This window comes from Streptococcus sp. LQJ-218 (assembly GCF_003428885.1).
Classification (GTDB): Bacteria; Bacillota; Bacilli; order Lactobacillales; family Streptococcaceae; genus Streptococcus.
This window is the reverse complement of record NZ_QQRU01000002.1, coordinates 181,473-201,939: the sequence shown is the minus strand read 5'-3', so window position 1 is coordinate 201,939 and position 20,467 is coordinate 181,473. Positions and strand designations below refer to the sequence as shown.

General features: G+C 39.1%; 18 protein-coding genes and 2 pseudogenes. 15 read left to right on the top strand and 5 right to left on the bottom strand.

The window, feature by feature from the left end:
• Window positions 1–35: 35 nt before the first annotated feature.
• The 5 genes and pseudogenes from D2908_RS02625 to D2908_RS02605 all read left to right on the top strand — a co-directional run bounded on the left by D2908_RS02625 (window position 36) and on the right by D2908_RS02605 (window position 5,765).
• A pseudogene (locus D2908_RS02625) lies at window positions 36–561 on the top strand (CtsR family transcriptional regulator).
• A 1-nt stretch (window position 562) separates the two neighbouring features.
• Window positions 563–2,995, top strand: coding sequence for an ATP-dependent Clp protease ATP-binding subunit (locus D2908_RS02620; protein WP_117304644.1), 2,433 nt, complete (start codon window positions 563–565; stop codon window positions 2,993–2,995).
• Window positions 2,996–3,142: 147 nt separating this feature from the next.
• Window positions 3,143–4,201, top strand: coding sequence for an AAA family ATPase (locus D2908_RS02615; RefSeq protein ID WP_117304642.1), 1,059 nt, complete (start codon window positions 3,143–3,145; stop codon window positions 4,199–4,201).
• A gap of 9 nt (window positions 4,202–4,210) precedes the next feature.
• Window positions 4,211–4,990 carry a nicotinamide riboside transporter PnuC gene (gene pnuC / locus D2908_RS02610; protein ID WP_117304640.1) on the top strand — a complete coding sequence of 260 codons (780 nt, stop codon included), beginning with the start codon at window positions 4,211–4,213 and terminating at the stop codon, window positions 4,988–4,990.
• A gap of 1 nt (window position 4,991) precedes the next feature.
• Entirely contained in the window at window positions 4,992–5,765 is a 774-nt protein-coding gene (locus tag D2908_RS02605; RefSeq protein WP_117304638.1) for an NUDIX hydrolase, read from the top strand.
• Window positions 5,766–5,837: 72 nt separating this feature from the next.
• Here D2908_RS02605 and D2908_RS02600 read toward each other — a convergent pair whose 3' ends face one another.
• A complete protein-coding gene (locus D2908_RS02600; protein WP_117304636.1) occupies window positions 5,838–6,068 on the bottom strand; it encodes a hypothetical protein in 231 nt (76 codons plus the stop codon).
• Between the two features lie 278 nt (window positions 6,069–6,346).
• Between D2908_RS02600 and D2908_RS02595 the strand changes: the two genes are divergently transcribed.
• A complete protein-coding gene (locus tag D2908_RS02595; protein WP_117304634.1) occupies window positions 6,347–7,042 on the top strand; it encodes a hypothetical protein in 696 nt (231 codons plus the stop codon).
• Between the two features lie 70 nt (window positions 7,043–7,112).
• Here D2908_RS02595 and D2908_RS02590 read toward each other — a convergent pair.
• Window positions 7,113–7,313, bottom strand: a pseudogene (locus D2908_RS02590) (tRNA dihydrouridine synthase DusB); the annotation flags it as partial.
• 255 nt (window positions 7,314–7,568) lie between these two features.
• Here D2908_RS02590 and D2908_RS02585 point away from each other — a divergent pair.
• The 7 genes from D2908_RS02585 (at window position 7,569) to D2908_RS02555 (ending at window position 14,503) form a co-directional block, all read left to right on the top strand.
• Window positions 7,569–9,203, top strand: coding sequence for an ATP-binding protein (locus D2908_RS02585; RefSeq protein WP_240628269.1), 1,635 nt, complete (start codon window positions 7,569–7,571; stop codon window positions 9,201–9,203).
• A complete protein-coding gene (locus D2908_RS02580) occupies window positions 9,181–9,786 on the top strand; it encodes a response regulator transcription factor (RefSeq protein WP_117304628.1) in 606 nt (201 codons plus the stop codon). Before D2908_RS02585 ends, D2908_RS02580 begins: the two co-directional genes overlap by 23 nt.
• Window positions 9,787–9,883: 97 nt before the next feature.
• Window positions 9,884–10,240, top strand: a complete 357-nt coding sequence (locus D2908_RS02575; RefSeq protein ID WP_117304626.1) for an AvrD family protein — start codon at window positions 9,884–9,886, stop codon at window positions 10,238–10,240.
• Entirely contained in the window at window positions 10,233–10,787 is a 555-nt protein-coding gene (locus D2908_RS02570) for an AvrD family protein (RefSeq protein WP_165847418.1), read from the top strand. Before D2908_RS02575 ends, D2908_RS02570 begins: the two co-directional genes overlap by 8 nt.
• Window positions 10,774–11,553, top strand: coding sequence for an AAA family ATPase (locus D2908_RS02565; RefSeq protein ID WP_240628268.1), 780 nt, complete (start codon window positions 10,774–10,776; stop codon window positions 11,551–11,553). The genes D2908_RS02570 and D2908_RS02565 overlap by 14 nt, the downstream gene beginning before the upstream one ends.
• A gap of 8 nt (window positions 11,554–11,561) precedes the next feature.
• Window positions 11,562–12,239 carry an ABC transporter ATP-binding protein gene (locus tag D2908_RS02560; protein WP_117304622.1) on the top strand — a complete coding sequence of 226 codons (678 nt, stop codon included), beginning with the start codon at window positions 11,562–11,564 and terminating at the stop codon, window positions 12,237–12,239.
• Window positions 12,236–14,503: an ABC transporter permease gene (locus D2908_RS02555; protein ID WP_117304620.1), complete on the top strand. Its 2,268-nt coding sequence runs from the start codon at window positions 12,236–12,238 to the stop codon at window positions 14,501–14,503. Before D2908_RS02560 ends, D2908_RS02555 begins: the two co-directional genes overlap by 4 nt.
• 297 nt (window positions 14,504–14,800) lie before the next feature.
• Here D2908_RS02555 and D2908_RS02545 read toward each other — a convergent pair whose 3' ends face one another.
• Genes D2908_RS02545 through hslO form a run of 3 tightly spaced genes read right to left on the bottom strand, consistent with a single transcriptional unit; the run spans window position 14,801 to window position 17,193 of the window.
• A complete protein-coding gene (locus D2908_RS02545; protein ID WP_117304618.1) occupies window positions 14,801–15,352 on the bottom strand; it encodes a cysteine hydrolase family protein in 552 nt (183 codons plus the stop codon).
• 1 nt (window position 15,353) lies between these two features.
• Complete coding sequence (dusB, locus tag D2908_RS02540; protein WP_165847417.1) at window positions 15,354–16,334, bottom strand: tRNA dihydrouridine synthase DusB; 981 nt, start codon at window positions 16,332–16,334, stop codon at window positions 15,354–15,356.
• Window positions 16,321–17,193 carry an Hsp33 family molecular chaperone HslO gene (hslO, locus tag D2908_RS02535; protein WP_117304614.1) on the bottom strand — a complete coding sequence of 291 codons (873 nt, stop codon included), beginning with the start codon at window positions 17,191–17,193 and terminating at the stop codon, window positions 16,321–16,323. Before hslO ends, dusB begins: the two co-directional genes overlap by 14 nt.
• Before the next feature lie 164 nt (window positions 17,194–17,357).
• On the opposite strand from hslO, the gene D2908_RS02530 reads away from it, so the two are divergent.
• Both D2908_RS02530 and glpK read left to right on the top strand, forming a co-directional pair.
• The gene (locus tag D2908_RS02530) at window positions 17,358–18,785 is read left to right on the top strand and encodes a helix-turn-helix domain-containing protein (protein WP_117304612.1); all 1,428 of its coding nucleotides are present in this window, start codon (window positions 17,358–17,360) and stop codon (window positions 18,783–18,785) included.
• Window positions 18,786–18,944: 159 nt separating this feature from the next.
• Complete coding sequence (gene glpK, locus D2908_RS02525; protein WP_084930603.1) at window positions 18,945–20,453, top strand: glycerol kinase GlpK; 1,509 nt, start codon at window positions 18,945–18,947, stop codon at window positions 20,451–20,453.
• Window positions 20,454–20,467: the final 14 nt, after the last annotated feature.

Below are 20,467 nucleotides of genomic sequence, written 5' to 3'. Positions count from 1 at the left end.
GATAGTCAAGGTTCAAAGAGAGAGGTGGGTTTGGAATGAGATTTAAAAATACATCGGATCATATTGAGGCCTACATCAAGGCGATTTTAGATCAATCTGGTATCGTGGAGTTGCAACGGAGTCAGTTGGCAGATACCTTTCAGGTTGTTCCTAGTCAGATTAACTATGTGATCAAGACACGCTTTACGGAAAGTAGAGGTTACTTGGTTGAAAGTAAGCGTGGTGGCGGAGGCTATATTCGTATAGGACGAATTGAGTTTTCCAGTCATCATGAAATGCTCAGGGAGCTGCTTTACTCGATTAGTGAGCGGGTTAGTCAAGAAATTTATGAGGATATTCTGCAGCTTTTGGTTGAGCAGGAATTGATGACCAAGCAGGAGATGAATTTGCTAGTATCAGTAGCTTTGGATCGCGTTCTAGGAGAAGAAGCTCCAGTCCTTGCAGGAGATGAATTTGCTAGTATCAGTAGCTTTGGATCGCGTTCTAGGAGAAGAAGCTCCAGTCCTTCGTGCAAACATGCTACGACAGGTCATACAAGAGGTAGATAGAAAAGGGAAGTAAGATGAACTATTCAAAAGCATTGAATGAATGTATCGAAAGTGCCTACATGGTGGCTGGCCATTTTGGAGCTCGTTACCTAGAGTCTTGGCACTTGTTGATTGCCATGTCTAATCACAGTTATAGTGTGGCAGGAGCCACTTTAAATGATTATCCATATGAGATGGACCGTTTAGAAGAGGTGGCTTTGGAACTGACTGAAACGGACTATAGCCAGGATGAAACCTTTACGGAATTGCCGTTTTCTCATCGTTTGCAGGCCCTTTTTGATGAAGCAGAGTATGTGGCATCAGTGGTCCATGCAAAGGTGTTAGGGACAGAGCATGTCCTCTATGCGATTTTGCATGATGGCAATGCCTTGGCGACTCGTATCTTGGAGAGGGCTGGTTTTTCTTATGAAGACAAGAAAGATCAGGTCAAGATTGCTGCTCTTCGTCGAAATTTAGAAGAACGGGCAGGCTGGACTCGTGAAGACATCAAGGCTTTACGCCAACGACATCGTACAGTAGCTGACAAGCAAAATTCTATGGCGAATATGATGGGCATGCCCCAGACTTCAAGTGGTGGTCTCGAGGACTATACGCATGACTTGACAGAGCAAGCGCGCTCTGGCAAGTTAGAACCAGTCATTGGTCGGGACAAGGAAATCTCACGTATGATTCAAATCTTGAGTCGGAAGACCAAGAATAATCCTGTCTTGGTTGGGGATGCAGGTGTCGGGAAAACTGCTCTAGCGCTTGGTCTTGCCCAGCGTATTGCTAGTGGGGATGTACCTGCGGAAATGGCTAAGATGCGCGTGTTAGAGCTCGATTTGATGAATGTTATTGCAGGGACACGTTTCCGCGGTGACTTTGAAGAACGCATGAACAATATCATCAAGGATATTGAAGAAGATGGCCAAGTCATCCTCTTTATCGATGAACTCCATACTATCATGGGTTCTGGGAGCGGGATTGATTCAACTCTGGATGCGGCCAATATCTTGAAACCAGCATTGGCGCGTGGAACTTTGAGAACGGTTGGTGCGACCACTCAGGAAGAATACCAAAAACACATCGAAAAAGATGCGGCCCTTTCTCGTCGATTCGCCAAAGTGACGATTGAAGAGCCAAGTGTGGCAGACAGCATGACCATTTTGCAAGGTCTGAAGGCGACTTATGAGAAACATCACCGTGTGCAAATCACAGATGAAGCGGTTGAAACAGCCGTCAAGATGGCTCATCGTTACTTGACTAGTCGTCACTTGCCAGACTCTGCGATTGATCTCTTGGATGAGGCAGCAGCAACAGTGCAAAATAAATCTAAGCATGTGAAAGCAGACGAATCCGACTTGAGTCCAGCTGACAAGGCCTTGATGGATGGCAAGTGGAAACAGGCAGCGCAGCTAATCGCAAAAGAAGAGGAAGTGCCTGTCTACAAAGACTTGGTGACAGAGTCTGATATTTTGACTACCTTGAGTCGTTTATCAGGTATTCCAGTCCAAAAACTGACTCAGACTGACGCTAAGAAATACTTAAACTTGGAAGCTGAACTGCACAAACGTGTCATCGGTCAAGATCAAGCAGTTTCAAGCATTAGCCGTGCCATTCGCCGCAACCAGTCAGGGATTCGTAGTCACAAGCGTCCGATTGGTTCCTTTATGTTCCTAGGACCCACAGGTGTCGGTAAGACTGAATTGGCTAAGGCCTTGGCAGAAGTTCTTTTTGACGACGAATCAGCTCTTATCCGCTTTGATATGAGTGAGTATATGGAGAAATTTGCAGCCAGCCGTCTCAACGGAGCTCCTCCGGGTTATGTGGGCTACGAAGAAGGGGGAGAGTTGACCGAGAAGGTCCGCAATAAACCTTACTCAGTGCTTCTCTTTGACGAGGTAGAGAAGGCCCATCCAGATATCTTCAATGTCCTCTTGCAAGTCTTGGACGATGGTGTCTTGACCGATAGCAAGGGTCGTAAGGTTGACTTTTCAAATACCATTATCATCATGACGTCAAACCTTGGTGCGACAGCCCTTCGTGATGACAAGACAGTTGGTTTTGGGGCAAAGGATATTCGTTTTGACCAGGAAAATATGGAAAAACGCATGTTTGAAGAGCTGAAAAAAGCTTATAGACCTGAGTTTATCAACCGTATTGATGAAAAGGTAGTCTTCCATAGCCTGTCTAGCGACCATATGCAGGAAGTAGTGAAGATTATGGTCAAACCTTTAGTGGCAAGTTTGGCTGAAAAAGGCATTGACTTGAAATTACAATCTTCCGCACTGAAATTGTTGGCAAATCAAGGATATGACCCAGAGATGGGAGCTCGTCCACTTCGCAGAACCCTACAAACAGAAGTGGAAGACAAGTTAGCAGAACTTCTCCTTAAAGGTGAATTGGAAGCTGGTAAGACTCTGAAGATTGGCGTCAAAGCAGGCCAGTTGAAATTTGATATTGCATAAAAATGGAGAATCAGGAGCAATCTTGATTCTTTTTTCGCAATCTTTTTATAAAAAACGATAAAAAACTATTGACAAAATAAAAATATAGTTTATAATAAAAAACATAGATAACGAAAATATTAAAAAATATAAAAAGGTGATAGGTTTATGAAAAAGAAAACAGCAGTGGTATTTGGAACCTTTGCTCCACTTCATCAAGGACATATCGATCTAATCCAGCGAGCGAAGCGGCAGTGTGACCAGGTCTGGGTTGTCGTTTCAGGCTATGAGGGAGATAGAGGGGAGCAGGTAGGCTTAACGCTTCAAAAAAGATTTCGCTATATCCGAGAGGCCTTTCGTGATGACGAGTTGACCTCTGTCTGCAAGTTAGATGAAACCAATCTTCCCCGTTACCCTATGGGCTGGCAGGAGTGGTTGAACCAGATGTTAGCGGTGATTTCCTATGATGAAACCCAGCAAGAACTAATTTTTTTTGTGGGAGAAGCAGACTACCAGCAAGAATTGTCTAATCGCGGTTTTGAGACTGTCTTGCAAGAAAGAAAGTTTGGTATCTCAGCGACTATGATTCGAGAAAACCCAAGCAAATATTGGAAATATATTGCTCAACCCTTCCGTCGTCAGTTTACTAAGAAAGTGTTGATTATGGGAAGTGCCAGCAATGGGAAGACCACTCTGGCCAAGGATTTAGCTCGTTTCTATGACGCGCCGGTCAGTCTGGAATACGCACGTGAGTACCAGATCAAAAACAATGTCCGCGACGATGAATTGACTCCAAAAGATTACTATTATCTCCTGTTGGGCCAGTATGACCAGACCTCTAAGTTAATCGATAGCAATGCCAATCGAGGCCTAGTGATAGCCGATACCAACTCATTGGTAACCAAGGGCTACTATGATTATTACATGGAGACTGAGGACCAAGAGGATTTATCAGGAGAAACATTTGACAATCTCTTTGCCTCGATCTTGGCTAAGGAGAAATGGGACTTGATTCTCTTTGTGCAGCCTGTCGGCTCCTATGTCAATGATGGTTTTAGAGATATGACCATGGCGGAAGACCATATTCGTCACAGTTTTTCCCAGCATTTGGATCAGATGAGAGAGCGTTACTTAGCAAACATTCCACTGGTTTATCTAGCTGAGGATTACCTAGGCAATTATGAAGCAGCAAAAGTGGCTATTGATGCCATTTACCAAGCAGATTAGGAGAAAATTATGAAAACAGTAACTGAAAAAATCACACAATTTATCGAAAACTTTAAAAATGTTCATGCAGAAGCTCGTAAGATCGGGTTTGCAGGAATCATGAGCCTGCTCTGGAAAGATCTCTTTGTCGGCCGTAGCCTTTTCCAGTGGTTGTATCTCATCGCCTTGTCAAGTGTTCCCTTGATCTTGGAATTCACGCAAAATACAGAAAGTCATGACTGGATGAGCTTGTTTGCCTCTTGGACTGGGATTGTCTGTGTTATCTTAGTAGCAGAAGGACGTGCAAGCAATTATCTCTTTGGGGCCATCAACTCAGCTATCTATTTGATTTTGGCCATGAATGCGACTTTTTATGGCGAAGTTTTGACGACCGTTTACTTCTTTGTCATGCAGCCGATTGGTCTCTATGCTTGGTTGTCCAACCGTATCAACGACCAAGGAAAAACAGAAGAATCTCATTTTGAAGCTAAGAAATTATCTGTTTTTGATTGGCTCAAGTACTTAGCCTTGACTGCTATCATCTGGATTGGCATGGGCTTGGCCTACCAAAGTATCAGCAGTGCTCGTCCTTTCCGTGACAGTGTTACCGATGCGACCAATGGTGTTGGTCAGCTCTTAATGACACGTCTTTACCGTGAGCAATGGATTTTCTGGATTGCAACCAATCTCTTTAGTATTTACCTCTGGTGGGGTGAAAACATCCATATCCAAGGAATGTACTGGGTCTACACTATCAATAGTCTAGTCGGTTGGTACCAATGGACTAAGGCTGTTCGTAAGGAGGCATAAAATGACGGACACGATGATTCCAGTAGGGATGACGGAAAAAGAATATTTTGAAATTCATGCAACTGAGAAGGAATTTTTAGACTGGTACTGCAAACAGGATCTTCCTCAGTATGAAAAACCGAGCGTGACGGTGGATATGGTAGCTTATTGCTTTGTCGAAGGAAAGATCAAGCTCTTATTAATTCGTCGCAAGGCTCACCCTTATCAAAACTGTTTGGCCTTAGTTGGAGGATTTATGGACAAGGACGAAGATGCTGCGCATGCCTGTCAGCGTGAGGTGAGAGAAGAAGTCAATCTCGACCTTCCTTTGGAAAAAATTGAGCAATTGATGACCGTATCGACCCCCGGCCGTGACCCCCGGGGCTGGACAGTGACCATTGCCCACTTGGTTTATCTGCCTAGTCGTGCATTAGAACTTGTTCAAGCAGGAGACGATGCCAAGGATGTCGTTTTCGTAGATGTCGATTTTCAGACAGGAAAATGCTACCTAGAGGGAGTAGAGTTGGAAGAGCAAGCCTTCGCTTTTGACCATTATGCCATTATCCAAGAATCCATCAAACGAATCCAAGGCCGTCTCGACTGGAATCCAACCTTCCTCTATCTGCTGGAGGAGGAGTTCACTGTCTACGAAGGAACTGAACTGGTCAATCTTATCAACCCCGGTCGTCCAATCGTCAGCAATAACTTTCTCGTAAAATACGGAGAATATGTAGAAGAAGTTGGACTCAAACGAGTGCCTAAAAAGAAACCAAGAAAAACCTATCGATTGAAATAAAAAGTGAGGTCGGGACAAAGTTCCCGACCTCTTTATGTACCATCATGAGATGGTTTTGTGTTGTGACTACTTTTATGGGTGGCTATCTTTCTTAGAATTGCTCAACAGGTGAGTAAAAAAGTCTTTATATCGATACTTGAGATAGTTCTCATGTAAAAATAACAAAGCAATATAAACAATCAAAAAGATTGTAGTCAGATAAAACACATCAAATGTTGTTTGAGCGTAATGAGTAGCTGCCCCATAAGAAACGAAAGCATCTAAAATCAACCAAGGCAGATACTTATAATACTTATTTAGCATAAGAGTGCACCTCCTATATTCTATTTCAATGTTATTATATTCCTTTGTACTTAAATATGCAAGCGATTACACAAAAACAAATTCAAATTTTTAATAGGAAAATCTCCTGTTTTTCTGTTTTATTACGAATAAAAGAGTAGGAGGAGTAAATGTATCTAAATTATATGATATTTTTAAAATAGTTTAGATAAATTGTTGACATATTTAAATCCCAATGTTACAATTGTATTACAAAAAGATTTCTTTATATTTCTAAAATATTACAAAGGAGTAGAAAAATGAAAAAGAAAACCTATGTTAAATTGATGGCAGCGACTGTATTGGCTTCTACCCTGCTATTAGGAGCCTGTGGAAATAAAAAGGAAACAACTCAAGCGAGCAGTTCTGCTAAGACAAGTCAATCATCAAGCTCTAAAGCAGCTTCTGCGAGCAAAGAAAGCAAGACTCAAAAATCTTCAAGTTCAGCTTCATCTGAAAAGGCCAAGGCATCTACCGACCAGTCTTCAGCAAGTGCAACACCATCACAAGCGGCATCTGCACCAGAGCAAAGACAAGATCAAGAAGTGGCTAATCAACAGGTAGCTAGTCAACAGGCGGCTAGTCAACAAACTCCTGCTCAGGCTCCTCAAGCCCAGTCTAACCAATCAAGCTATGATCCTACAACTGACCGCAAACTTCAAGACAAGCAAGCAGAGCAAAATAAACGCTACAAGGGTGTTTTAACCATGGTAGATGGTGATTTCTCAGCTGCAGCAGGCAATTGGAAGGGAGCAAATGGCGAAACCATCACAGTTTCATCAGGTGGTCAATTTACAGTAGAATCTGCTGATGGAAAGAAAGAAAATTACTCTATCAAAGGCTATTCTTATACTCTTGATGATGGTAAGTATAATGCCAAAATTGGTGGAGGAAAAGTCATCCAAATTACAACAGGAGCAGATGGTAAGGTTTCCAGTGTTGCTTTGAATCAATAATAGCTATCAGTATTTGAATTTTTACAATCAAAAACCCGTAACCTTTAAGAGAGTTACGGGTTTTAAACTATTAAGCCTTATCTAACTGCAAGAGAGCCTCAATCTCTGCTAGAGTGCTAGCTTGTGAAATGGCTCCACGGAGGTAGTGAGGAGCGAGGCCATGGAATTCACGAACTGCGACGTTTTCTCCTTTGAGGTTAATCAAGCGTTTCAAGTGTTCGTAGGCGATTTTCATCTTATATTCAAAGGTCAAATCAGGTAAGATTTCACCTACTAGAAGATTGTATCAGTTATATCTCGAAAGAAAAAAGAATAAATTTAACTATAAAACCTGTCTTATTGAATGAAAAAATGGTAGAATAAACATCAATATCAAGTGAAATGTGGAGTGTTGCAAACAATGAAGTCAAAAATGTTTCGATTTTATTTTGTTTTGTTATTTATTTTCTTTTTTTATTTTTCGTTTTCAATATTTAACCGAACGTACAATGGAATCACCGTAGATAAACATGATAATGAGTGGATAGTGAGACAAGTCCATAATCTGGGAAGCTTTGCAGATCATCAAGAGATAATAGGGTCATCAATTATACAAATAGACGGTCAGAGTCCAGATAGTAATTTCTTATTATCTCGATTTTTAATTGTTGAACCGCTTCATTCTGTGACAGTCTTAGATAGAGGAATTTCAAAGACTTTAATAATAGAATCTGGAAAATCAAGCCAAATTATCTTTCTTGTTTTGTCAATCATTGCTTTTCTGATTCTACTGTTATTTCGCTTATACATAAAAGGTAGAAGTAGAGGAAAAACTGGAAAACGGTATTTTTATTTTATTATTTATACTAGTCTGATGTTATTATCGATTATTCCATCAAGTATAGGAGATGTATTTGGTCGTAGTCTATTAATTTCATACTTGACTTTATTTCCATTATTCATGGATATCTTCATTAGAGTGTCAGTCTTGAAGATAAAAGGTTCAACCATTTCTAACTTTTCTCGTATTATACTGGGCTATTCACTCATCACTCAACTTTTGTTTGTTTATAATCTTATACAACCCATTGATTTTTTGACCATCTTTTTTTCTAGGGGGGTATTTTATTTAGTATTTTTCTTTTTAGTTATCCTACTGTTAAAGATGCTTATAAATCACTCTCAGATAAGAGAAATGTTACCAATTCATACCTTATTTTTAGCAGTTCTTGCCTTATTTCCTCTATTTTTTGGATATATTTTTCCAATTGGTAAGGAAGTTTCATTTATTTATAGTATTCCTTTATTGTTGCTTATTTTGTTCTCTATTGTAAATAACTTGATACTAGAGCGAATGATATATGTTGCTTGGAAGTGGAACCCCTTCATATATAACTTGATATTTGCCGTTTTTTTTACTAGTCTAATTATTCTTTTTAGTCTGTTATTAAGAGAATTTTCTCCAATTTTTTTCGTTCTTTACACTTTTCTTTTTTCGCTAGCTTTGTTACCTGAAATAAGGAAAATGATGTTGATTAGCCATAAAATGGAGGGAATCTTTAGTAGTTTTCATACTTTTGTAGCTACTGAATTGGAGAGGGAAGAAATTGCAACGTTTATACATGATACTACAATTCAGAAGGTTATTTATTATAAAAAGCAGTTAGAAATTAGTGAACAAATTAATAGGGTAGCTTTATTAGAGATGTTGGATGATATTGTCTTTGAATTAAGAGATTTATGTTCCAATATCTATCCTTTAATGGTGCATGAATTAGGGCTGAAAGAATCTATTACTAGCATATTAAACCAATTCATGAAGATGGAAACTGTTTCGATTATGACAACTTTTTCAATAGATGAAGAAAAAGTTAATGACAAAGTGAGCACATTTGTATTAAGGACAGTTAAGGAACTAGTCAATAATAGTATTCTTCATGGGAATGCTAGAGAAATTACTGTAGATTTATCTACAAAAGAAAAGATTTTATCTATTGAAGTTACAGATGATGGTATTTTTAAGGGAAACTATCAGTCTAATGAACATCATTTTGGTTTAAACAGAATTGTAGAGAAGGTTCATTTATTGGGGGGAACTGTTCAGATAAATATAGAACCTACAAGTGTGAAGATACGAATACCTATAGAAGGGAAGAAAAATGATTCGTTTGGTTTTGATTGATGATCACAGTTTAGTGTTACAAGGATTGGAGAACTATTTTTTAAAGGAAGATGATTTTGAAATTGTTGGGTCCTATACAGAAGTAGCAGATTTACTTCTTTGTCTCAAGCATGAAAAGGTAGATGTGCTAGTTATGGATTTTATGCTGAAAGGAGTAACGGCATTTGATGTTATTAGTCAAATAAATAGATTTCTGAATACAGTTCCCAAGATAGTCCTTTTATCAGGATTTTATGATACTTTGTTACATAAGAGAGCGATGGATTTTGGGATTCAAGCTTTTTTACCCAAAGAAAGTTCTTATTTGGATGTTAAAAGTGCAGTTTATGCTGTTTATAAGGGCAATCATGTTATCCCAGATGGTTTGTTAGAAAAGCAAGAAAATAATCTATTGACAGATACGGAGTTAAGTGTATTGGAACTTATTGTAAAAGAATTTTCTAATGAAAAGATAGCAAATAGTTTATTTGTCAGCAGGAGAACAGTAGATACCCATGTTTCAAATATTTGTTCAAAGTTGGGAGTTACGAGTAGAGTTGGAGCTGTACGTGAAGCTATTCGATTAAATCTAGTATCTTTATAATTTATCCTAAAAAGGCAAGAAGGTTTTCGTAAATTACGGATTCTTTCTTGTCTTTTTTTGTTTAATATAGAATCAGTTTAAAAGATTGGAGAAGAATATGCTAACAGTAGATTATTTACTTGGAGATAATAGAAATCGCTATTTTGGTAGAGGACATAAGAGAACGACTTATTTAGTTAAGTTGAAAAATATTTTAGAAGGAGTTGGCTCTCTTCATCAGGAGGGTTTATGGTCTAGTAAACAATCTGAAATCGTACAACAACACCTGAGTACATTAGATGGAATAGTATTAGCATATTTATTTGGAAGTGAAATACTGAAAATAATGGGGATGAACTTAAATCAATATAGGTTAAGTCATTTCGAGATAAAGTCAGGGATAAAAGCTATAGAAGAATTGGTAAATTTAAAAATTAGAATTACAAAATTTCAAAATGACGAACCAAGTGATTGAATTTGATTGTTTGGTAATGGATATGAAAGTTTGTTTAGGCTATCAATTACTAGAATATAAGGAAAATGTAGTGACTATAGGAGAACAAGGTAGAGATTTTTTATCAACACATTTAAGAGATAGACAGCATGATATATACGATGTTGAATTTTCAGATAATAGTATATCTTGTAAGGCAGAGCAAGTACTGATCAAAGATATTGAATATAGTGGTGTAGGTAGTCTAGAACAGAATTATTATAGTTTGTTAGAACTTCTGATTATTTTTTCTCAAATGGCAGAGATGTTAGCCTATCATATAGAAGAGATATCTCGAGAAGAGAGTAATACCATGTGGATGAAGCAAGTGAGTGCAGACTTGAATTTACCAATTTTGAACGGAGTAGTAGAGCTTAGTGGTAGTGTTTCAAAAAATAGATTATTAAAAATTAGAGAAGAACATTGGAAAATCTACGAAATGTCTGGGAATGATGTAGATCATAAGGTAGTCTTTAAAAGTAAAATAGCTCAAAAATTACCTGATGGAGGGGACAATGATGGGAAATAGAGAATTAAGGTTAGTCATATCAGGAACTTATTCTACAGGTAAGACAACAACTGCTACAGCTCTTTCGATTGCAACGGGACTTCCCTTAATCGACGCTTTGTCTGCGAGGGAAATTTTGACAGATTTATATCCTGGGAGAAGATTTCAGGATATGTCATCAACTGAGTTAATGGCACTGGGGTTAAAGCGTTTTGAAGAGAGAATTCGTACAGAAGGAATTTTATACAAGGAACATGGAAGTTTTCTATCAGATGGGTCAGTATTGAATGAATGGATTTACGGGACTGTTCGAATGAGGGTAGGAATTAATCCAGGATCAGCATTCATTCATCGATTGATGAAATCTATTTTAGGTATTCCAGGACGACGATTTTTCAAAAAATATTTGACTGCCTATGGGATTGTCTCTAAAAATCATGCGAAATTGTGGTATACAGATGTTGTCCATCTACCAGTAGAGTTTGCAATGGATCCAGATGGGCATAGACCAGTATCTGAAGAGTATCGAAATTTATCAGATGAGGAATTATATGAAGCTTATAGGAATTTGGGTCTGACACCTTATTGTGTCAAAGGTAGTCAGAAAGAACGGTTAAATCAGATCATTCAACATTATGAGTTGCCAATAGTTGTTCCAGTAGATGAGGCTATTTCCTTAGCTGAAAAGGTTATACGAGAAAACAGGGAAGCGGTATCTAAACGTATCATAGACCAGTATGAAGAGCCTACATTAAAGGAAAAAATAAAATTTATGACAAGATATTAGGAGTATGTATGATTCAGTTTCAAAATATTAGTAAGATTTATAAGGTGGGGGAGCAAGAAGTTCGTGCTTTGGATCGAGTTAGTTTTTCTATTGAGAAAGGGAAATTTACAGTTATTTTAGGTCCATCAGGTTCAGGGAAAAGTACGTTGCTAAATTTACTTGGTGGGATGGATCGTGCGACATCAGGAACCTTTATATTTGATGAGGAACCAGTAACAAAATTTACAGACAAGGAATTATCTGCTTATCGAAAAGATAAAATTGGTTTTGTTTTTCAATTTTATAATTTAGTTCCAAGTTTAACAGCCAAGGAGAATATAGGTATTGCAGCAAATTTAGTGAAAAACAATAAAGAAATCGATATGTATTTAGATCAAGTTGGTTTACTTCATAGAAAAAATAATTTTCCTAATCAACTTTCTGGAGGTGAGATGCAACGTGTATCAATTGCAAGGGCCTTGGCTAAAGAGCCTAGCCTATTATTGTGTGATGAGCCTACAGGAGCGTTAGATTCAAAGACAGGTGATAGTATTTTAACTTTATTGAAGGAAGTTTCTAGAAATGGGAATGCTGCAGTTGTAATGGTTACACATAATAGAGAGTTTGCTAAATTTGCAGATCGAGTTATATATTTGAAAGATGGAAGTATTGAAAAAATAGAGAATAATGAAGAGGTGTTGAGATGAGGTATCTTCATATAAAATTATTAAGAGATCTCCGGCAAAATTGGCAACAATTTTTCTCTGTTTTTCTGATGTCTCTATTAAGTGTATTAATCTTTGTAGGTCTACAAGGAGCTTGGCATGGACTTGAAAAGAGTCTAGAGAGTTATTTGAAACAATCTGAACTTCCTGTTGTTTGGGTTCAAGCGAGACAAATTGATGAATCAAAAATTAAGCAGGTTGAACTATTATCTTCTGTTGAAAAAGTTATCAGTAAAAAGAAAGGATTTGCTAATATTGTTCGTTTAGACAAGACTGACGGACGAATCAATCTTGAAACGATTACAGATGATCAACTGGTTACAGTAACAGAAGGAAGTCCTTTTTCTGAAGGAAAACAAGATTCGATTTGGATTGATGGGAATTATGCTAAGAAGAATCAATTACAGATTGGAGATTCCATTTCTATTTCATCAAGGGGGAAACAGATAGATTTAGAAATTGTAGGATTTGTTCAGGCGACAGATAAGATTTATTTTACAGGTAGCATGGAATATATAGCTCCAAATCCTGACAATGATGCCTATGGTTATATTGCAGATAATGAAATTGCAAAAGGAATTCTGGGTTTATCGTCAGATAATGCCTTAGAAATTTATGGCTCTAAGGTAGATTTGCGAGGAGATTTAGAGTCTATTTTTGGGGGAGATTTAGTTTCTTATCAAGATCAAAAAAGTTTAACTGAAATATCAGAAGCTACCGATCGAGTTGGGCAAATTAGAAACTTATCTTACTTATTTTCTTTTATCTTTATTTTGTTAGCTATATTAGCTATGTTTACAACCATTCAGCGTTTGATTGATGGCCAAACAAAAGAGATTGCTGTATTAAAGGCTTTAGGTTTTTCAAATCAGGCTATCAGTTTACATTATATTTTATTTGGCTTAGTAGTGAGTTTATTAGGAAGTTTCACAGGATTTGCTATATCTCCCTTGATGTCATGGTTTGTACTAGAAACTCAAAAGTCAATGTTTACACTTCCAAATTGGCAAATCTCTTATTCATCTTCATCAATAGTCGTTGGTATTGTGGTCATTATTATTTGTGTTTTAGCTGCCTATTTAGCTTCTAGAGAGTCGGCTAGAGGCTTACCAGCAATATTTTTAAGAGGTAAAGAAAAAGTTGCTAAATTTGTCTTTGTGGAAAGATTTTCCTCTATCTGGCAACGAATTTCTTATCCTTCAAGATGGGCAATTCGGGATGCCTCATTTAATCGTATTCGAGTTTTGATGGGAATCGTGGGAGTTGCAGGAAGTATGATGTTACTGATTGCTGGAATTGGTATGCCTGTGTCCATGAATCATCTTGTTGATAAGGCATATAATGAAGATTTTTCTTATTCAAAACGACTGACCGTAGCAGATTATACCACTTCTAAGTCCAGATATGGTGGGCAAGGTGTACAAATTTCACAAGCACATTTTAATCCAGATGATGGTTACAATCGTTTATTGATTATATTTGATGATGGAGATATGATTCAAGCAAAAACAGAGAGTGCTGATTCTTTGAAAGATGATGGTTTGTATGTAACTAGATCATTTGCCCGTTTAGCAGGTATTAAAGTCGAAGATTTTTTAAATGTGACTCCCTATCAAGATGGTCATACTTACAAGTTTGAAGTAAAAGGGATTGTCACAAGTGAAACCAATCAAGGGGCTTATCTTCATGCTAGAGTCTTTGAAAAAGCAGGGGGAGATTTTACTCCACATACTTTATTAGTTGGGCCGGAGGTGGATGAAGATACTATTAAGCAAGATAAAGGTGTTCTATCTGTCATTGAAAAAGGGAGCCAAGAAAAAAATGCCTATGATTTTGTATCTAGTTTGATGAGTGTATTTCTAATGATTATTGGCTTTGCCTTATTACTTGTTATTATTGTTCTTTATAATCTGGGCTCTTTAAACTTTGTAGAGAGAATGAGAGACTATGCTACATTACAAGTATTAGGATTTTCTAATCAATATCTACAGATGCTAACTCTTTTTGAGACTATACTAACTACCTTTATTGGTTGGCTAGTAGGAATTCCTTTAGGCATATGGTTTTTGAAAGAATATGTAGCAACATTTTCGACGATTCGAATTGAGTATACCGCTTATGTCAGTATGTATGTCCTTGCTTCTGCTACGTTATTGGTTTGGTTTACATCTTTAGGGACTGCTTATTTTATTAGTCTTCGTATGAGAAAGATTGACATGATTAGTGCTCTAAAGGGGGTAGACTAGTATGGTCAGTTCTGAGTGAATCTATAGACATTTATGAATAATTGCTAATCATCAGTTCTAATACTCAATGAAAATCAAAGAGAAAACTAGAAAGCTAGTCGTAGGCTGCTCAAAGCACTGCTTTGAGGTTGTAGATAGAACTGACGAAGTCAGTAACCTATATACGTTAAGGCGACGCCGACGTGGTTTGGAGAGATTTTCGAAGAGTATAGGGTACAAATTTATCTATTTGTGTTTCGGTTCACTGCATTACAGTATAAAATAATCCGTCAGCTCAATAAGAGTTGACGGATTATTTTATACTTGTACTTGGGTTAAAAATTCTTCTGTAGTAAGAATTTGAGCAAATTCATCCTGTAGAGAAAGGAGATTAATCTCATGGATAGTCTCAGGCGAGATAGCCTGACCGTTTTTGTTAGATAGGGTAAAACTGGCAGTAGCATCTGCTAGTAAAGTGACTTTAAAACCAAGATTTGCTGCCATTCGTGTAGTAGTGGATACACAATGAGGCAGCGTCAAACCAACAACGACTAAACGACAAATCTGATTTGTTCGTAAATAGGATTCAAGGTTTGTTCCAATAAAGGCGCTATTAACCGTTTTTTGAAAGACAGGTTCTGCAGTAACTGGCTCAAATCCACTTTTAAACTCCTGATTTTGTTTGTTATGAAATTGTGACTGGGGATTATCAGATATGTGTTGAACATGTAAGACTGGAAGAGCATGTTTACGAAAGTATGCCAGTACCCTCAATGCTTGTTGTTCAGCTAGAGGGTTGTTCCGTTCTCCCCAGATAGGGTTATCAAATGCTTTTTGCATATCGATAACCAGTAGAGCAGTATGAACCATTTTAAGCCTTATCCAATTGCAAGAGGACTTCAATCTCTGCCAGGGTGCTAGCTTGTGAAATAGCTCCACGGAGTTTGGCAGCGCCAGATGTTCCACGGAGGTAGTGAGGAGCGAGGCCACGGAATTCACGAACTGCGACGTTTTCCCCTTTGAGGTTAATCAAGCGTTTCAAGTGTTCGTAGGCGATTTTCATCTTGTCTTCAAAGGTCAAATCAGGTAGGATTTCTCCTGTTTCAAAGTAATGGTTGATTTGGTTGAAGAGGTAAGGATTTCCCATAGCAGCGCGTCCAATCATAACTGCGTCAGCCCCGACTTCTTCGATGCGTTGTTTGGCTTCTTGAACCGTACGGATATCACCGTTTGCGATAAATGGAATCTTGGTCAGAGCTTGGGCAACCTTGTGCAGGGTCTCAAGGTCTGCGTGACCTGTATACATTTGCTCACGGGTACGGCCATGCATGGCGAGGGCAGAAACACCTGCAGCTTCAGCAGCGAGGGCATTTTCTACTGCCAGAGACGGGTCAGCCCAGCCGGTACGCATTTTGACAGTAAGTGGGATATCAAGGACAGACTGGACCTTGTTGATAATAGAGTAGATCTTGTCTGGGTCCTTGAGCCACATAGCGCCAGCTTCGTTCTTCACGATTTTGTTAACTGGGCAGCCCATATTGATATCCACGATATCAGTCTTAGTGTTTTCTTGGATGAATTCTGCTGCGCGTGCGAGGCTGTCTTCATCGCTACCAAAAAGTTGGATAGAGACTGGGTTTTCGCCTTCATCGATATGAAGCATGTGAAGAGTTTTTTCGTTGTTGTATTGGATTCCCTTGTCAGAGACCATTTCCATGACAACGAGTCCAGCTCCAAGCTCTTTTGCGATAGTACGGAAGGCTGAGTTGGTCACGCCAGCCATGGGTGCTAAAACGGTACGATTGGGAATCTCAACATTGCCAATCATAAAGGGTGTATTAAGATTTGTCACGAATGAGTTCCTCCAGGTCGTTTTCATCAAAGTTGTAAGTAGTTTGGCAGAATTGACAAGTGATTTCTGCCCCGTGGTCTTCCTCTTTCATTTCCTGTAAGTCTGAGCTTGGAAGGCTGGTAAGAGCGTTCATAAAGCGTTCATGGCTACAGTCACATTGGAAACGGATTTCTTCTTCAGACAAGCGTTTGTATGGCTCGTCGCCATAGATAGCCTTGAGGAGGGCTTCGATATGATCGTCGCTTTCCAGAAGGGTTGAGATAGCTGGCATTTCTTGGATGCGTTTTTCAAAGCGAGCAATCTCTTCTTCCTTGGCTCCTGGCAAAACTTGAACGAGGAAACCACCTGCAACCTTGACCTTGTCTTCTTCGTCCAAAAGGACATTGAGACCGACTGCAGAAGGTGTTTGTTGACTTTCTGTAAGATAGAAAGCTAGGTCTTCACCGATTTCCCCAGAGATGAGAGGAGTCATAGAATTGTAAGGATTTCCAATGCCGTAGTCTGTGATAACGAGAAATTGACCATTTCCAACAAAAGGCCCGACTAGGACTTCACCAGTTGCAGTCTTTTTGATGTCAACACCAGGATTTTGAACGTAGCCTTTGACGTTCCCCTTGGTATCGGCGACGGTGATGATAGCGCCTAGAGAGCTCGTTCCCAGCACCTTCACTGTTAGTTTGGTATTTCCTTTTTCATTGGCAGCAAGAATCTGGCTGGCGATAAGAGTTCGACCAAGCGCTACAGTTGAGCTAGCTTGGGTTTGGTGTTTTTCTTGAGCAGTGCGGACGGTTTCTGTGCTATCAAGGACAAAAGCACGAAAGGCTCCGCTTTCTGATATAGTTTTAATAATTTTATCCATAGCTACTATTTTAGCATAAAAATGCCCAAAGGGGGAGCCGTGTGTTTGCTGATTTTCAGGATAATGGACCAGGAAATCGGCATGAAAATAAAAAGAGAAACAGATTATTTCAGCATTTCTAAGATTTATGCTATGCTTAAGGTAGAAAATGAAAGGGGTAACAAATGTATTTAGGAGACTTGATGGAAAAGGCCGAATCTGGCCAATTTTCAATCCTTTCCTTTCTATTACAAGAGTCTCAGACAACCATTAAGGCTGTAATGGAGGAAACAGGATTTTCAAAAGCAACCCTAACCAAATATGTCACTCTGATCAATGATAAGGCTTTGGACAGTGGCTTAGACCTGAATATCTCTTTAGAAGATGAAAATCTGCGTCTGTCAATCGATGCAACTACTAAGGGGAGAGATATCCGGAGCTTGTTTTTGGAGAATGCTGTTAAATATCAGATTTTGGTCTATCTACTCTACCATCAACAGTTTTTAGCCCATCAGCTGGCTCAAGAATTGGTGATTAGCGAGGCAACACTTGGTCGCCATTTGGCTGGTTTAAATCAGATATTGTCAGAATTTGATTTATCCATCCAAAATGGACGTTGGCGAGGTCCAGAGCATCAGATTCGCTATTTCTATTTCTGTCTTTTCCGCAAGGTCTGGTCGAGTCAGGAATGGGAAGACCACATGCAGAAGCCAGAGAGAAAACAGGAGATTGCTACACTAGAAGAAATCTGCGGTGCAAGTTTGTCTTCTGGGCAGAAACTGGACTTGGTTCTATGGTCTCACATCAGTCAACAGCGTCTCCGGGTCAATGCCTGTCAGTTTCAAGTGATAGAAGAGAAAATGCGAGGGTATTTTGACAACATTTTCTACCTTCGTTTGCATCGAAAGGCTCCGTCCTTTTTTGCTGGGCAACACCTTCCTCTAGGAACTGAGGATGGGGAGATGATGACTTTCTTTTCTTTCCTCTTATCTCATCGTATTCTTCCCCTTCACACTATGGAGTATATTCTTGGTTTTGGAGGGCGGTTGGCAGATTTGCTGACGCAATTGATTCAAGAAATGAAGAAGGAGGAGTTGCTGGGGGATTATACAGAGGACCATGTCACCTATGAACTCAGTCAGCTTTGTGCTCAAGTCTATCTCTATAAGGGCTATATTTTACAGGATCACTACAAGTACCAGTTGGAGAATCGTCATCCATATTTCCTGATGGAACATGATTTTAAAGAGATAGCAGAAGAGATTTTTCATGCTCTACCTGCCTTTCAGCAGGGGACGGATTTGGATAAGAAAATTCTCTGGGAATGGCTCCAGTTAATCGAATATATGGCTGAAAATGGTGGCCAACATATGCGGATTGGTCTGGATTTGACATCTGGTTTTCTTGTCTTTTCAAGAATGGCAGCCATTTTGAAACGGTATTTGGAATACAATCGTTTTATTACCATTGAAGCCTATGACCGAACTCGACATTATGATTTGCTGGTTACCAATAACCCCATTCATAAGAAGGAACAAACACCGGTCTATTATTTAAAAAATGACTTAGATATGGAAGATTTGGCGGCTATTCGCCACTTATTATTCACTTAAAAGGCTTGGTTGTTCCAGGTCTTTTTTGTGAAATTCACACAATTTCCTCATGTTTTTTAAAAAATTAAAAAAAATTGATGAACGAGAAAGCGCTTTATTTTGTATACTAGTTAGTGTAAAGAGGAAATATCCTCAAGATTTTTATCAGGAGGACAGCACATGTCACAAGAAAAATACATTATGGCGATTGACCAGGGAACTACAAGTTCTCGTGCCATTATTTTTAACAAAAAAGGAGAAAAGGTTAGCTCGAGTCAAAAAGAGTTTACTCAGATTTTTCCTCAGGCAGGTTGGGTTGAGCACAATGCCAATGAAATTTGGAACTCAGTTCAGTCTGTTATTGCTGGAGCTTTCATCGAAAGTGGTGTCAAGCCAAGTCAAATCGAAGCAATTGGAATTACCAACCAACGTGAAACAACAGTCGTTTGGGATAAGAAAACAGGGCTCCCTATCTACAATGCTATTGTTTGGCAGTCACGCCAGACAGCCCCTTTGGCTGAGCAACTAAAAAGCCAAGGTTATGTGGAAAAATTCCATGAAAAGACTGGTTTGATCATCGATGCTTACTTCTCAGCGACTAAGGTTCGTTGGATTTTGGATCATGTAGAAGGTGCTCAAGAGCGAGCAGAAAAAGGGGAATTGCTCTTTGGTACTATTGACACTTGGTTGGTTTGGAAATTGACTGACGGTGCGGCTCACGTGACGGACTACTCAAATGCAGCCCGTACTATGCTCTACAATATTAAAGAACTCAAATGGGATGATGAGATTTTGGAAATCCTCAATATTCCTAAGGCTATGCTACCAGAAGTTCGTTCTAACTCTGAAATCTACGGTAAGACAGCGCCATTCCATTTCTACGGTGGAGAAGTGCCAATCTCAGGTATGGCTGGGGACCAACAAGCGGCCCTCTTTGGACAGTTGGCCTTTGAACCTGGTATGGTTAAAAATACTTATGGAACAGGCTCTTTCATCATCATGAACACTGGGGAAGAGATGCAGTTATCTGAGAACAATCTTTTGACAACCATTGGTTACGGAATTAACGGCAAGGTTTACTATGCATTGGAAGGTTCGATCTTCATCGCAGGAAGTGCTATTCAGTGGCTTCGTGACGGTCTTCGCATGGTAGAAAATTCACCAGAATCTGAAAAATACGCTCGTGATTCTCACAACAACGATGAAGTTTATGTCGTTCCAGCCTTTACAGGTCTAGGTGCTCCATACTGGAATCAAAATGCTCGCGGTTCGGTCTTTGGTTTAACTCGTGGAACAACTAAAGAAGATTTTATCAAGGCGACTTTGCAATCTATCGCTTATCAAGTGCGTGATATCATTGATACCATGCAAGTGGATGCGCAGACAGCTATCCAAGTCTTGAAAGTAGACGGTGGTGCAGCTATGAACAATTTCCTCATGCAGTTCCAAGCTGACATTTTGGGAATCGATATCGCACGCGCCAAAAACTTGGAAACAACAGCTCTAGGGGCAGCCTTCCTAGCAGGTTTGTCAGTAGGTTACTGGAAAGACTTGGATGAGTTGAAACTCTTGAATGAGACAGGAGAACTCTTCGAACCATCTATGAACGAATCTCGCAAGGAACAACTCTACAAGGGCTGGAAGAAGGCTGTGAAAGCAACGCAAGTCTTTGCGGAAATCGACGACTAATAAAACGACTTAGT

What these genes read in the sequence shown, in the direction of transcription:
- D2908_RS02620 (WP_117304644.1), top strand. Translation starts at nt 563, where the DNA reads ATGAACTATTCAAAAGCATTGAATGAATGTATCGAAAGTGCCTACATG.
- D2908_RS02615 (WP_117304642.1), top strand. Translation starts at nt 3,143, where the DNA reads ATGAAAAAGAAAACAGCAGTGGTATTTGGAACCTTTGCTCCACTTCAT.
- pnuC (WP_117304640.1), top strand. Translation starts at nt 4,211, where the DNA reads ATGAAAACAGTAACTGAAAAAATCACACAATTTATCGAAAACTTTAAA.
- D2908_RS02605 (WP_117304638.1), top strand. Translation starts at nt 4,992, where the DNA reads ATGACGGACACGATGATTCCAGTAGGGATGACGGAAAAAGAATATTTT.
- D2908_RS02600 (WP_117304636.1), bottom strand. Translation starts at nt 6,068, where the DNA reads ATGCTAAATAAGTATTATAAGTATCTGCCTTGGTTGATTTTAGATGCT.
- D2908_RS02595 (WP_117304634.1), top strand. Translation starts at nt 6,347, where the DNA reads ATGAAAAAGAAAACCTATGTTAAATTGATGGCAGCGACTGTATTGGCT.
- D2908_RS02580 (WP_117304628.1), top strand. Translation starts at nt 9,181, where the DNA reads ATGATTCGTTTGGTTTTGATTGATGATCACAGTTTAGTGTTACAAGGA.
- D2908_RS02575 (WP_117304626.1), top strand. Translation starts at nt 9,884, where the DNA reads ATGCTAACAGTAGATTATTTACTTGGAGATAATAGAAATCGCTATTTT.
- D2908_RS02565 (WP_240628268.1), top strand. Translation starts at nt 10,774, where the DNA reads ATGATGGGAAATAGAGAATTAAGGTTAGTCATATCAGGAACTTATTCT.
- D2908_RS02560 (WP_117304622.1), top strand. Translation starts at nt 11,562, where the DNA reads ATGATTCAGTTTCAAAATATTAGTAAGATTTATAAGGTGGGGGAGCAA.
- D2908_RS02555 (WP_117304620.1), top strand. Translation starts at nt 12,236, where the DNA reads ATGAGGTATCTTCATATAAAATTATTAAGAGATCTCCGGCAAAATTGG.
- D2908_RS02545 (WP_117304618.1), bottom strand. Translation starts at nt 15,352, where the DNA reads ATGGTTCATACTGCTCTACTGGTTATCGATATGCAAAAAGCATTTGAT.
- hslO (WP_117304614.1), bottom strand. Translation starts at nt 17,193, where the DNA reads ATGGATAAAATTATTAAAACTATATCAGAAAGCGGAGCCTTTCGTGCT.
- D2908_RS02530 (WP_117304612.1), top strand. Translation starts at nt 17,358, where the DNA reads ATGTATTTAGGAGACTTGATGGAAAAGGCCGAATCTGGCCAATTTTCA.
- glpK (WP_084930603.1), top strand. Translation starts at nt 18,945, where the DNA reads ATGTCACAAGAAAAATACATTATGGCGATTGACCAGGGAACTACAAGT.